We start from the raw sequence: 11,688 nt of genomic DNA, 5'->3' as shown, positions 1-11,688 counted from the left end.
ATGGCACGGAGCCTGAATGAAATCATCGCCGCGCTTCCGGCGGACGAGCAGGCGGCCGTCGAGGCGCGCTATCAGGATCTACGGCAGGAGGTCGAAGGTCTGCGCGAGCTGCGCCAGATCGCCGGCAAGGCGCAGGAGGACATCGCATCGGCCCTCAACATCAAGCAGCCGTCGGTGTCCAAGATCGAGAAGCAGGCGGATATGTATCTCTCGACGCTGCGCAGCTATGTCGAAGCCATCGGCGGCAAGCTCGAACTCACGGTGAAGCTGCCATCGCATCCGGCGTTTCATCTCCATAGCCTGGGTGACATGACCATGGGCATCGGAACAGAGGTTCGCACTGTGGCCCGTCGTCGGAAGCAGGCCGGAACAAGGTGAGCAGCTTGAGGTGAAGGGGGAAAGCCTTCCCCCTGGCCTGCGCCGAGGTCGCCGGCACACCCCCTTCTGCGGGGAGACCCCGCAACGCCCCCTTGTCGGGCCATCATCCGGCGCGATCTTCAAGGGGCGAGATGCCCGAGAAGGAGAAGGCGCCCGAATACGATTCCTGTTTCCCCATAGCCATGCCTTTCGGAAAGGCCGCGTCACCATCGACGATGACGGCAAGGCCGCGCCCGACTGCCTGGTCGAGTTTGGAGATGGCTTCACCGTGATCGCGGAGCGGCACGCCCGAGGGCGATGCCATCCCTCTCGCCGTTCCCGGCTATCGCACCGCCCGCGTCACACTCGTAACGGCGCGGACCTGGCGGCTCGCCAAGGGCAAAGTGGGCTGGAATGACATTCGGGCTTGGTGTATCCAATATCTCAACGATTCTTGAGATATTGAGATTATGAACGAAAATCGAGCCCTCGACGCCTTCGCGGCGCTGTCGCAGGAAACCCGGTTGCGCATCGTGCGCCTGCTTGTGACCGCTGGCCCCGAGGGCCTGTCTGCCGGCACAATCGGCGAGGCAATGGACAGCGCGTCCTCGTCACGCATGTCCTTCCATCTGGGCCATCTCGAACAGGCCGGGCTTGTCGAATCCCGGCGCGAGGGTCGCTCGATCATCTACAGCGCGGCCTTGTCGACGCTCGCCGGCCTTATCGAATTTCTCATGCGCGACTGCTGCCAGGGCCACCCCGAGGTGTGCAACCCGGCCATGGCCGCGCTGTCTTCCTGCTGCGAACCGACGAAAGGCACCGCCCATGGCTGATACAAGCCAATCCGCGCGCGTCCCCATGGACGTCGTCATCTATCATAACCCCGATTGCGGCACGTCGCGCAACACACTGGCGATGATCCGCAATGCCGGGGTCGAGCCCCACGTCATCGAATATCTGAAGACGCCACCTAGCCGGGCCATGCTCACGCAGCTCATCGCGCGCATGGACATCGCCACCCGTGCCCTGCTGCGCGAGAAAGGCACGCCCTATACGGATCTCGGCCTCGGCGATCCGGAGCTCAGCGACGACGCCCTTATGGACGCCATGATGGCGCATCCGATTCTCATCAACCGGCCGATCGTCGTCAGCCCGAAGGGCGTGAGGCTCTGCCGACCGTCGGAAGACGTTCTCGACCTACTGCCGCCGCAACAGGGCGAGTTCGTCAAGGAAGACGGCGAACGTGTCATCGACGAGCACGGCCGCCGTGTCGCGACGGCATGAGGACCGGCTATGTCTACCTTTGAACGCTATCTGACCCTCTGGGTCGCGCTCTGCATCGTCGTCGGCATCGCGCTCGGCCATCTCATGCCGGGCCTCTTTCAGATGATCGGCGCCGCCGAGATCGCGAAGGTCAACCTGCCGGTGGCCCTGCTGATCTGGTTGATGGTCATCCCCATGCTGCTCAAGATCGACTTCGCCGCGCTCGGTGAGGTTGGCCGCCACTGGCGCGGTATCGGCGTGACGCTGTTCGTCAATTGGGCCGTGAAGCCCTTTTCCATGGCGCTGCTCGGTTGGCTGTTCATCGGCGGGCTCTTCCGTCCGATGCTACCGCCGGCCCAGATCGACAGCTATATCGCCGGCCTCATCATCCTCGCCGCGGCTCCTTGCACGGCGATGGTGTTCGTCTGGTCCAATCTCACCAAGGGCGAACCGCATTTCACGCTGAGCCAGGTCGCGCTCAACGATGCGATCATGGTGGTCGCCTTCGCGCCGATCGTCGGCCTGCTGCTCGGCCTGTCCGCGATCACCGTGCCATGGGGCACGCTCGCCCTGTCGGTAGTGCTCTACATCGTCATCCCGGTCATCATCGCACAGATCGTGCGGCGGCAATTGCTGGCGACCGGCGGGCAAGCTGCGCTGGATCGACTGCTCGCCCAGCTCGGGCTGATTTCGCTCGTCGCCTTGCTCGCGACGCTGGTGCTGCTGTTCGGCTTCCAGGGCGAGCAGATCATCGCGCAGCCGATGGTGATCGCGCTGCTGGCCGTGCCGATCCTGATCCAGGTTTATTTCAACTCGGGGCTGGCCTACCTGCTCAATCGCATCTCGGGCGAACAGCATTGCGTTGCCGGACCCTCGGCGCTGATCGGCGCATCCAACTTCTTCGAGTTGGCCGTTGCCGCCGCCATCAGCCTGTTCGGCTTCCACTCCGGCGCAGCGCTGGCCACAGTAGTCGGCGTGCTGATCGAGGTGCCGGTCATGCTCTCGGTCGTCTGGATCGTGAACCGCTCGAAGGGCTGGTATGAGCGCGGCAAGCCGGCGATCGTCGTGGAGGTCAATCGCTGATGCTGCGTGATCTGCCCAACCTCCACGCCGATTGCGTCGACGTGCCCACAATTGACCGGCTGCGCGCAACACCTTCAGCCCATCCACCGCGTATCCTGCTGCTTTACGGCTCGCTGCGCGAACGTTCCTACAGCCGGTTTCTGACGCTCGAAGCCGAGCGGCTGCTGAAACACTTCGGAGCGGAAACGCGCATCTTCGATCCGACGGGCCTGCCGCTGCCGGACGGCGCCGAGGTCAACCACCCGAAAGTGCAGGAGCTGCGCGAACTGTCGCTCTGGTCGGAAGGTCAGGTGTGGAGCAGCCCGGAACGCCACGGCGCGATGAGCGCGGTGATGAAGGCGCAAATCGACTGGATTCCGCTTTCGGTCGGGGCCGTTCGGCCCACGCAGGGCCGCACGCTCGCGGTCATGCAGGTTTCTGGCGGCTCGCAGAGCTTCAACGCCGTCAACCAGATGCGCGTGCTGGGGCGCTGGATGCGGATGGCGACGATCCCGAACCAGTCATCCGTCGCCAAGGCATATCAGGAGTTCGACGAAGCCGGCCGCATGAAGCCGTCCTCCTATTACGACCGCGTGGTCGACGTGATGGAGGAGCTGGTCAAGTTCACGCTGCTCACGCGCGATGTCTCGGCTTACCTCACCGACCGCTACTCCGAACGCAAGGAAAGCGCCGAGGCCCTCATGCGACGGATGAACCTGTCGGCCGCGACATAAGCCAAGCTCATCTGCCGCGCCCCGTTTCAGAGTGAGAGTGCGGACGGGTTTTGCCGTGACGGGTAGATAGCTAGAGGAGAGGCTTCCAGCGCCCGTCGCGGAGAACCGCGATGTCCAGAAACGATCGCCGCGTTCGCGCCGGCTCCGACCGTGCGAACCTCTATGACGAAATCACCGACAAGATCATCGCCGAGCTGGAGGCCGGCCGCGTGCCGTGGGTCCAGCCCTGGGGCACCTCGGCGGCCAAGGCTCCGCTTGCGCGGCAAGGTCGAAGGCTGCTCGCTCGACCGCTTCGAGTCCGCCACCGGCCTCAAGCTGATGGATTCGACCGGCATCAAGGACGAGCTGCCGCCGATCACGACTTTCCTGAATCGGCTGCTGGCGCTCACCATCGAGCTTCAGGGCGTCCTCTTCACGGCCTTCGAGCAATTGCTGACGGCGCGCATCGAGGGCGCCATCGCCAGCGGCACCTATGACGCTGGGCTGGAGACGCTGACCGCCGAGCGGTTCATCGTCACCGATCGCAAGACCATCTATGTCCATCCCGGCACCGGCGCCGAGACGCGGTTGCTCACCATCACGCAGCGCGAGCGCAATCGTCCGCTGACGCTCGCCGCCGCTCTCGGTCATCTCGATGACCGGCGCGCGAAGCTGCTCGTCAACGAGCGTTCCGGCCGCGCCGCCGTGCAGGTGCCGACCACGAGCATCATGCTCGACGATGGCGAGATCGAGCGCCGCGTGCGTCTGTTGCGCCCGATGGAGGGACATAACATTCCCCTCAAGGCCATGGGCGAAACACACTGGATCGAGGCCGATCAGGATGCTTTCGCCGCCGCCTGGAATGCCGAGATCGCGGAGGTGCCGGAGTTTGCCGACAGCACGATCCATATCGTCACCGGCCTGCTGCTCCCCATCTGGAAGCGCCTGCCGAATGAATCGACGCGGGTGTATCGCCTCCAGACCGATGACGGCGAGCGCATCATCGGCCGCAAGGTCTCTCCGGCCTGGGCCGCCAACGCGGCCACGACCGGCACGACCGCGCTCACGCCCGATGACGCCTTCATGGCGCTGATGGACGGCCGCACCATTCTCGATCTTGCCGAGGGCCTTCAGCTACGGCGCGCGCGCGTCATGGGTGCGAACCGCATCGAACTCTCCGGCTTTACCGACACCATGCGCGAGCGCCTCTCGGCCTATGGCCTGTTCCACGAAATCATCTCGTGGAAGCTCAGGATGTTCGTGCCGGCCGACGCCAACGGGCCGGTCGTGCTCGCAAAGCTGCTCGAACGCTGGCCGGTCGAACGCATCGGCGAAAAGGAGGCGGCGTAGATGGCCCGTCTCGACGCCGGCGAACTTGCGATCCGTCTCGGCCGGAAGGCCGAGGCGGTTTGCCGTCATTATCTGTCGTCCGGCCATCGCGCCGGGCGATACTGGCAGGTCGGCGACGTCCGCAACACGCCTGGCCGGTCGATGTTCGTCCGGTTGACCGGGCCGGAAACCGGCAAGGGCGCAGCCGGGAAATGGACCGATTCCGCCACGGGCGAGCATGGCGATCTTCTCGACGTCATCCGCGAAAGCTGCGGGCTGATCGACTTCAAGGACATTGCCGACGAGGCCCGGTCTTTCCTGTCCTTGCCGCATCCCGAACCCGAATCCGGTGATCGTGACGGACGACCGGCATCGGCACCGACAGGATCGCCCGAAGCCTCACGGCGACTCCTTGCCATGGCGAAGCCCATCGGGCGGACGCTCGTGGAAACGTATTTGCGGGGTCGCGCCATTACGGCTTTGCACGAAACCGGCGCGCTGCGCTTCCACCCCCGCTGCTATTATCGGGCCGACGAGAACGCTCCGACCGAGACATGGCCGGCGATGGTCGCCGCCGTCACCGACCCCGCCGGCACCATTACGGGCGCGCACCGCACCTGGCTCGATCCCGACGGCTTCAGCGAGGCGCGTCTTGGCCGTGCGCCGATCGAGACGCCCCGGCGTGCGATGGGTGATCTCCTTGGGAACGCCGTCCGGTTCGGTATAGGCAGCGAGGTGATGACGGCCGGCGAAGGCATCGAAACGGTGCTGTCCGTCCGCTCGGTTCTGCCCATGATGCCGGCACAGGCGGCGCTCTCGGCGGCCCATCTCAGCGCCATCCTGTTCCCGACGACGCTGCGACGGCTCTATATCGCCCGCGACAACGATCCGGCCGGCGACGGTGCGATGGCGACCCTGACAGAGCGTGCGAGCGCGGTCGGCATCGAGACGGTCGTGCTCACGCCACGGCTCGGTGACTTCAACGAAGATCTCAGGCTCCTCGGCCACTACGCATTGGCGGCACGGTTGCGGGACCAGATCGTCTCGCAGGACGTCGCCCGCTTCATGCTGCTGGCGGCCTGATCGGTCACGATCAGGTGGTAGCGGCAGCGCCGTATCGCGGAGCCGGTTCAGCCATGGCGATCTACCTCCGGCGGGGAGAGGCCACACCCACGGCCTTCTAAGAGGGCGATCGGGGCGTCAGCCGTGCCGGACAGGCAATGCCGGTTGCCAACGATTTTCCGCCGCGCCCCAAGGGGCGCTTTGCATCGCGAAGCAAAATCGCCGGCCCCCGTCATCCTCCTCTGCGTTCCGGCCTCCCGCTGCGCGTCCGGTGCAGGTCCGTCCCGCCCGCCGCCTTTCGTCGCCACGAAGGCCGCGATGGGCGCGGCTTCCAGCCGAAGGCAGACCACCATGACCGAACACCACGACACCGACTACGAGCCGCACCACGCATCCTCCCCGACCGATCACGTCCTTCAGGAACTGGCGCTCTACGGCTACCGTCCCTTCGAGGACGAACCCGACCCGCGGCCGCTCCCCGAGGGCAATGTCGTGGCCGGCAGCATCGCCGACATCTTCGATGCCCTGGTGGTGGCGCTCTCGGACACCCGCCTCGAACCCGACCTCGAAGAACTGCTCTGGGGCACGGTCAACCTCTTCCAGCGCGCCGGCGACCGGATCGAACGCGAGCTGGACGATAACGAAGTCGCGCAGCGCCGCCTTCAGCGGGAACAGGACGGCTCCGAGGTGAAGTCCGTCGAACTGGAGCGCCTGACGGCAGAGGGTCAGACCCTTCTCGAACGGCGCGACGCCTTCGAGCTGATGCGCGACCAGGCCGCCGATCACTTCGAGCGCCACACCCACTCGATCTGGCGGCCGCGCACCGGCTCCATGGTCAACCATCGCAACCTGACCGCCGCGATGATCGACAGCCGCGACTTCCTCGCCGCGAAGAAGCACGCCGAGAACGAGGTGCTCCTTCCGCCCGGCCCGAAAGTGGCCTTCACCGGCGGTCTCGACTACAACGACCATCGCCTGATCTGGGCCAAGCTCGATCAGGTTCACGCCAAGCATCCCGACATGGTGCTGCTGCACGGTGGGAGCCCGAAGGGCGCCGAACTCATCGCCGCGAAATGGGCCAGCAACCGCAAGGTCACGCAAATCCCCTTCAAGCCCGACTGGACGAAGCACGCCAAGGCAGCGCCGTTCAAGCGCAACGATGCGATGCTCGACACCATGCCGATCGGGGTCATCCACTTCCCCGGAACCGGGATTCAGGACAACCTCGCGGACAAGGCCCGCAAGCTCGGCATCCCGGTCATGAAGCACGGCGGCGCGTAAAGCGCCGCCGCCCGGCGGTTGTTTCAACCGCCAATACTTGACGACACAGCAGACAAAGGGCTTTGATGATGCTTCCTTGCAGAACCGGCGAAGCAAAATAGTCGCAGACGGAGCGTATCTCCCGGCAGCCTGTCGTGATCCTCAACCGTTCATTGGGAGGTTCCCATGACGCTGATCCTTCTCGCCATCTCGCTCACCATCACCTTCTGCGTGATCGCCTGGCACCTCGCCATCTATGCGCTGCCGGTGATGACGGGCATCACCGCGTTCCAGTATGTCTATGCGACCGGCTCGGGTTTCTGGCTTTCCGCCCTTGCAGCCATCGGTGCGGCCATCGGCTCCATCGTGCTCGTCATCGGCGTGCTCGGCTTCGCCAAGAACCCGGCCTTGCGCCTGATCGCGCTCGCCATCTTCGCCATTCCGGCCGTCATCGCCGGTTTCGCGCTGGTTCATGGCGTGACCAAGCACATGATCGACTCGGCCATCGCCATCAATATCCTCGGCGGGATCGGCGGTATCGTCATCGGCATCGCGGCGGTGCTGAACCTCAACGCGGTCGGAACGGCTGCGCTTTCACGCTGATATTCTCCTGCTCCGACGACACTGGCGGTATGGGCCTGAAAGGATGGGTGTCGCCCTTCGGGCCGCACTTTCGGCTGCGCCGGAACCACGCCTGCGGCGCGTTTCCGCCATTCGGCTTCAATCGCTGACACGGGGCGGCGGCGATCCATCACTCCCATGTCCATCCCGGCAGCTTTCGCCGCCAAGCCTACCGCCATCCAATCAGAACAGAGTGTCATCGCCGTCGCTGAACGACGCCATCGCCGTGTCGATCGCCCCGTCCGGCCCGGTGCGTCGGCATCGGGTGGTCTCCGAGCGCGGCGGTCGATGCCCTGCTGATCGGCCCATGGGGTGATGCGACGAGCCACGCCGCGAACACCTTCATGCCCTTCCTGCAATGCACTGGATCGAACCTCATACCGTGGAACGGTTGATCCGGCCATCGGTGCGGATGACCCGGCAGGCGTCTCACTCTCGCGGAAGTCCTCGCTTACCTGCGAAGCAAGGGCGCGGATCGGCAGGTGAACGAGCGCGTGGCCGATGTGCCGCCGGGGCGGTGCGTCTGGCCCTGTCATCATCTGCCACCAGCAAGGATGCTGTTCCGGCTCCGGTCTCCATCGGGCTTACGGAAGCACCTATCCCTCCGACTGACTGATCCCCTAAGTCCGTTCTGTTTCCTTCCGGCAACCCCCGCGGTTTCCGGCCGTGTTGCCGCGCAAGCGCGGCTGCCCGCTCCACCCGGACCTTGGGGGTCAAGCCGACGCCGAGGGCGGCGATGCAGGAGTCTCCAGACGGCCTTGGCCGGGTCTCGTCGGAGGGAATGGTTCCTCCGAGAAGCAACGGAGACCTACAATGCAGAACATCGTCATCCTCGCTGGCAACATCGGCCAGGACCCGGAGACCCGCACCACCCAGGGCGGCACCAGGATCACCCACTTCACCCTCGCGACCTCGCGCCCCCGCTACTCGGAAGGCAAGGTGGTCCGCGACGACAGGGGCTACCGGGTGCAGGACACCGAATGGCACCGGATCACCGCCTTCAACGGCCTCGGCAAGACGATCGAGGAGCATTGCGAGAAGGGCATGAAGGTTCTGGTTCGCGGCCGCATCCACTACACCAAATGGACCGACCAGCAGGGCAACGACCGCTACGGATGCGAGATTATCGCCGAGACCGTCGATTTCCTGAGCCGGGCCAAGCAGACCGAGAACGGCAGCGGCAACCAGGGCGACATGGATGACGACATCCCGTTCTGACCGGACGGCCGGAGACCCGGCGGCGAAAGCCGCCGGGATTTCTCATGTTCGCGCAGGATCGCCGTGACCGTTGCTCCACGGCCTTGGGCGCTGCACGCCGTTTCACGCGAAGGGATCGAACAGACCGGCGTGCGCCAAGCGCATATTCGGCGGCGGGCATCACGCAGACCACGGACGGCGGGGGACGATCGCGACCGTCAGGCGGCGCGCCAGGGCAGCACCGGCAATGGCAATGCAGGGATAACCGGCCCCGGCAGGCGGAAAACACCCCGCTCTTGTGGCTTAACCTTGGTTCCGGTCCCGGCCTTCCAGGGTCAACCCTCATGGGGTCCCCTACGCAAAGCGTGCGGTCGCTTCGTCTTCGCCTGCGCGATGACCCCGGCCGAGCCCGAAACACTTCGGGCGCCCGTCGAGCGGGGAATAGTCCCCGCCAAAATCGGGAGCCGGACAATGACCCTCGCAACTGCCAACGCCTACGCCGCCAGTCTCGCCTCCACGCTGATGGTCGCCATCATCATCTTCCGCGCCGGCGACGGCACCATGAGCGTGATGCCCGCCACCGAATATGACGGTGACGACGACACCATCGTCTCCGAGATTGATCCCTTCGCGTGAAGCGGGGCGGATCATCCGCCCCACCTTTTTCAGACGCCGCCCGCCTAATGCGGTCGTCGGCGCGCGGCGAGGCTGGGGCCGCCTCTCAGGTTTCTCAATGCCACATGGCCCTGCGAATCGCTGCATCGGAACCGCGTCATCGCGGGTTCCTCGCAGCGTCTTTGGGGCTGGCAAAACAAGCGAGAACGACTAAAATAGACGTAGTTCTGGAGTGCGCATAGGTCTCAATGGGAGGTGATCATGTATGATCACCGCCCGACAATCACGGGCCGCACGCGCGTTGCTGGGTTGGACACAGGAGACGCTCGCTGACAAGGCCCGCATATCGCTGACCGCGCTCAAACGCCTCGAATCCGAAAGCGGACTCGATGTGTACGAGACAACGCGCGATCAGGTGCGCAGAGCTTTGGAAGCTGCCGGCATCGTCTTCCTGTCCACCGATAAAGGGCAAGGAGTGTTGCTGGTCGATGAACGCGGAAGTAAGCCCAATCCATCCAACGCCGCGCGCTGATCGGCGAGCAAATCCCGCCGACGCTTGCCATCGCTCCATTTTGGATCAAACTTGGTTAAGATGCAGCAGCCGCTCAGTAACCGAGCCTGCACCATGATCGAGACATTCGAAGATACCGCACCGGCAGGGCAGGAACTCACCGCCTACGACAAGGCGCACGTCAAGCTTTACGCGCGCTTGCTTGACGCAGATGCCGATGGCGCCGATTGGACAGAGGCGGTGCAGATTCTGTTCGGTCTCGATCCGGCGCACAACCCCGAACGCTGTCGACGCATCCACGACAGCCATCTCGCTCGCGCCCGCTGGATGACGCACACCGGCTATCGGCACCTTCTGCACCAGCCCCACCGCTGATCCGCCGATGTTCGCGTGATGCCTTTTCGGCATCACGCAATGTCCTCTCCTGACCTTCCATCACCTATGATGAAACAGGAAACTGAGCGTTCGACTTGCGCGCGTAATCTGCGAGGAGTTGACGCTATGAGGCCAGATACGAGAGACTGGCGGGAGGACAGCCGTTACGACTATTTCGATAGCTTGCCGGTCGAAGGTCTCGCCTGGGAATGTCTTCGCCGATTCGTTCCTTATCAGGAACTCTACAGCGGGCTTGTGAACGCCGCCACTGAGGCCGCACCGCTTCCGAAAGATGCAGAACAACTCTGGGGGCTGCGATTTCGCCGCCAGGCCGGGAATGTCCGCGCTTGACCAGGACGTCGTGTGGTCGCCCTCCTGTGATAGCGCCGTTCTTCTGCTGATGCGCCGCCCGGAGTTTCTGCCTCCCGCCTCCGTGGTATCTGCCGACCCGTTTGCCATAGGGCGTGACGCCCCCGAAGGGGCCTATGCGTCCTTCTCCGAGCACGACATCCGGGTCCTTTTCCTTTCCGGCACCGTTCCAGACGACGAGCTCGCGGCGGTCGTTCCGTTCGATGCCGACGTCTTCGACCGCATCGACGCCCTGACGCGCATGGCGCGCATCCGGCTCGGCCGCCCGCCATCGCGCGATACCCGCATGACCACCGAGCAACGGCGGCGCTTCCGGCTCAAGCTCCGCGCCGCCGACGGCCATATGAACGGCGCGACCTATCGCGAGATCGCCATCGCGATCTACGGCGCGGCGCGCGTCGACACCGAGCCCTGGAGGACATCGCCGCTGCGCGATGCCGTCATCGCCTTCGTCGAAGGCGGCCTTGCCCTCATTGACGGCGGCTATCTGCAACTCCTTCGCCATCGCCGCCGCTCCTAGTCGCCGCGCCTCCATGGCATCCGGGGTGGAGATTTTAGCCGCCTCAAGTCCCCCATCCATCCCGCCGACGGTTCTCCGCCACCGTGGTCGCTGTCAGCCGCTGATCGCCAGCGGCCCCCAGCAACCCCACGGAGGCTCGCCCCATGCGACCCGATACCGCCGCGCTCCCGCCACGCTACCTGCGGACCAAGGAAGCCGCTGAATTTCTCAGCCTATCCGCCCGCACTCTCGAAAAACACCGGACCTACGGGACCGGCCCGGCCTACCGCAAGCTCGGCGGCCGCGTCGTCTATGCCGTCGAAGATCTGGAAACCTGGGCCGAGCGCGGCGCCGTCACCTCGACCTCCGATCCGCGTGGATCCGTGCTTCCCGCAAAGCGCCAGACGCTGCCGACCGGCCAGAGCGCCGGCCGATACGCACGCTGATCGTGGCCG

At 64.9% G+C, this 11,688-nt stretch carries 16 protein-coding genes and 2 pseudogenes; 17 read left to right on the top strand and 1 reads right to left on the bottom strand.

Going from position 1 to position 11,688, the window contains the following annotated elements; genetic code table 11:
- On the top strand, positions 1-378 hold the full coding sequence (locus IE243_RS00225) for an XRE family transcriptional regulator (protein ID WP_191317352.1): 378 nt from the start codon (positions 1-3) through the stop codon (positions 376-378).
- Between the two features lie 103 nt (positions 379-481).
- Here IE243_RS00225 and IE243_RS00220 read toward each other — a convergent pair whose 3' ends face one another.
- Positions 482-682, bottom strand: a complete 201-nt coding sequence (locus tag IE243_RS00220; RefSeq protein WP_191317351.1) for a hypothetical protein — start codon at positions 680-682, stop codon at positions 482-484.
- 145 nt (positions 683-827) lie between these two features.
- Between IE243_RS00220 and IE243_RS00215 the strand changes: the two genes are divergently transcribed.
- The 16 genes and pseudogenes from IE243_RS00215 to IE243_RS00140 all read left to right on the top strand — a co-directional run bounded on the left by IE243_RS00215 (position 828) and on the right by IE243_RS00140 (position 11,679).
- Positions 828-1,190: an ArsR/SmtB family transcription factor gene (locus IE243_RS00215; RefSeq protein WP_191317350.1), complete on the top strand. Its 363-nt coding sequence runs from the start codon at positions 828-830 to the stop codon at positions 1,188-1,190.
- A 25-nt stretch (positions 1,191-1,215) separates the two neighbouring features.
- Positions 1,216-1,641, top strand: coding sequence for an arsenate reductase (glutaredoxin) (gene arsC / locus IE243_RS00210; RefSeq protein WP_191317865.1), 426 nt, complete (start codon positions 1,216-1,218; stop codon positions 1,639-1,641).
- Between the two features lie 9 nt (positions 1,642-1,650).
- Entirely contained in the window at positions 1,651-2,703 is a 1,053-nt protein-coding gene (gene arsB / locus IE243_RS00205; protein WP_191317349.1) for an ACR3 family arsenite efflux transporter, read from the top strand.
- Positions 2,703-3,416: an arsenical resistance protein ArsH gene (arsH, locus tag IE243_RS00200; RefSeq protein ID WP_191317348.1), complete on the top strand. Its 714-nt coding sequence runs from the start codon at positions 2,703-2,705 to the stop codon at positions 3,414-3,416. The genes arsB and arsH overlap by 1 nt, the downstream gene beginning before the upstream one ends.
- Before the next feature lie 110 nt (positions 3,417-3,526).
- Positions 3,527-3,676: pseudogene (locus IE243_RS00195) on the top strand (ArdC-like ssDNA-binding domain-containing protein); the annotation flags it as partial.
- A pseudogene (locus IE243_RS00190) lies at positions 3,666-4,745 on the top strand (strawberry notch C-terminal domain-containing protein); the annotation flags it as partial. The pseudogenes IE243_RS00195 and IE243_RS00190, both read left to right, overlap by 11 nt.
- Positions 4,746-5,807 (top strand): DUF7146 domain-containing protein, encoded by a 1,062-nt coding sequence (locus tag IE243_RS00185; protein ID WP_191317347.1) that lies wholly within the window; start codon positions 4,746-4,748, stop codon positions 5,805-5,807.
- 330 nt (positions 5,808-6,137) lie between these two features.
- Complete coding sequence (locus tag IE243_RS00180; RefSeq protein ID WP_191317346.1) at positions 6,138-7,067, top strand: DUF2493 domain-containing protein; 930 nt, start codon at positions 6,138-6,140, stop codon at positions 7,065-7,067.
- Positions 7,068-7,232: 165 nt separating this feature from the next.
- Positions 7,233-7,649, top strand: a complete 417-nt coding sequence (locus IE243_RS00175) for a hypothetical protein (protein WP_191317345.1) — start codon at positions 7,233-7,235, stop codon at positions 7,647-7,649.
- An 831-nt stretch (positions 7,650-8,480) separates the two neighbouring features.
- Positions 8,481-8,885, top strand: a complete 405-nt coding sequence (locus IE243_RS00170) for a single-stranded DNA-binding protein (RefSeq protein WP_191317344.1) — start codon at positions 8,481-8,483, stop codon at positions 8,883-8,885.
- 450 nt (positions 8,886-9,335) lie between these two features.
- Entirely contained in the window at positions 9,336-9,500 is a 165-nt protein-coding gene (locus IE243_RS00165; protein WP_169516635.1) for a hypothetical protein, read from the top strand.
- Between the two features lie 244 nt (positions 9,501-9,744).
- On the top strand, positions 9,745-10,011 hold the full coding sequence (locus IE243_RS00160) for a helix-turn-helix domain-containing protein (RefSeq protein ID WP_191317343.1): 267 nt from the start codon (positions 9,745-9,747) through the stop codon (positions 10,009-10,011).
- Between the two features lie 93 nt (positions 10,012-10,104).
- Positions 10,105-10,365: a DUF2285 domain-containing protein gene (locus IE243_RS00155; protein WP_191317342.1), complete on the top strand. Its 261-nt coding sequence runs from the start codon at positions 10,105-10,107 to the stop codon at positions 10,363-10,365.
- Positions 10,366-10,491: 126 nt separating this feature from the next.
- Positions 10,492-10,716, top strand: a complete 225-nt coding sequence (locus tag IE243_RS00150) for a transcriptional regulator domain-containing protein (RefSeq protein WP_191317341.1) — start codon at positions 10,492-10,494, stop codon at positions 10,714-10,716.
- Positions 10,703-11,254: a DUF2285 domain-containing protein gene (locus tag IE243_RS00145; RefSeq protein ID WP_244642544.1), complete on the top strand. Its 552-nt coding sequence runs from the start codon at positions 10,703-10,705 to the stop codon at positions 11,252-11,254. Before IE243_RS00150 ends, IE243_RS00145 begins: the two co-directional genes overlap by 14 nt.
- A gap of 143 nt (positions 11,255-11,397) precedes the next feature.
- Positions 11,398-11,679, top strand: coding sequence for a helix-turn-helix transcriptional regulator (locus IE243_RS00140; protein WP_191317339.1), 282 nt, complete (start codon positions 11,398-11,400; stop codon positions 11,677-11,679).
- Positions 11,680-11,688: the final 9 nt, after the last annotated feature.

Source organism: Camelimonas fluminis (assembly GCF_014656355.1).
In the GTDB taxonomy this organism is placed as follows: Bacteria; Pseudomonadota; Alphaproteobacteria; order Rhizobiales; family Beijerinckiaceae; genus Camelimonas; species Camelimonas fluminis.
The sequence above is the reverse complement of the archived record's forward strand: the minus strand, read 5'-3'. Positions and strand labels throughout refer to the sequence as shown.

Excerpts from the sequence above, each read along its gene's own strand:
- IE243_RS00225 (WP_191317352.1), top strand. The coding sequence starts at position 1 with ATGGCACGGAGCCTGAATGAAATCATCGCCGCGCTTCCGGCGGACGAG.
- IE243_RS00220 (WP_191317351.1), bottom strand. The coding sequence starts at position 682 with ATGGCATCGCCCTCGGGCGTGCCGCTCCGCGATCACGGTGAAGCCATC.
- IE243_RS00215 (WP_191317350.1), top strand. The coding sequence starts at position 828 with ATGAACGAAAATCGAGCCCTCGACGCCTTCGCGGCGCTGTCGCAGGAA.
- arsC (WP_191317865.1), top strand. The coding sequence starts at position 1,216 with ATGGACGTCGTCATCTATCATAACCCCGATTGCGGCACGTCGCGCAAC.
- arsB (WP_191317349.1), top strand. The coding sequence starts at position 1,651 with ATGTCTACCTTTGAACGCTATCTGACCCTCTGGGTCGCGCTCTGCATC.
- arsH (WP_191317348.1), top strand. The coding sequence starts at position 2,703 with ATGCTGCGTGATCTGCCCAACCTCCACGCCGATTGCGTCGACGTGCCC.
- IE243_RS00185 (WP_191317347.1), top strand. The coding sequence starts at position 4,746 with ATGGCCCGTCTCGACGCCGGCGAACTTGCGATCCGTCTCGGCCGGAAG.
- IE243_RS00180 (WP_191317346.1), top strand. The coding sequence starts at position 6,138 with ATGACCGAACACCACGACACCGACTACGAGCCGCACCACGCATCCTCC.
- IE243_RS00175 (WP_191317345.1), top strand. The coding sequence starts at position 7,233 with ATGACGCTGATCCTTCTCGCCATCTCGCTCACCATCACCTTCTGCGTG.
- IE243_RS00170 (WP_191317344.1), top strand. The coding sequence starts at position 8,481 with ATGCAGAACATCGTCATCCTCGCTGGCAACATCGGCCAGGACCCGGAG.
- IE243_RS00165 (WP_169516635.1), top strand. The coding sequence starts at position 9,336 with ATGACCCTCGCAACTGCCAACGCCTACGCCGCCAGTCTCGCCTCCACG.
- IE243_RS00160 (WP_191317343.1), top strand. The coding sequence starts at position 9,745 with ATGATCACCGCCCGACAATCACGGGCCGCACGCGCGTTGCTGGGTTGG.
- IE243_RS00155 (WP_191317342.1), top strand. The coding sequence starts at position 10,105 with ATGATCGAGACATTCGAAGATACCGCACCGGCAGGGCAGGAACTCACC.
- IE243_RS00150 (WP_191317341.1), top strand. The coding sequence starts at position 10,492 with ATGAGGCCAGATACGAGAGACTGGCGGGAGGACAGCCGTTACGACTAT.
- IE243_RS00145 (WP_244642544.1), top strand. The coding sequence starts at position 10,703 with ATGTCCGCGCTTGACCAGGACGTCGTGTGGTCGCCCTCCTGTGATAGC.
- IE243_RS00140 (WP_191317339.1), top strand. The coding sequence starts at position 11,398 with ATGCGACCCGATACCGCCGCGCTCCCGCCACGCTACCTGCGGACCAAG.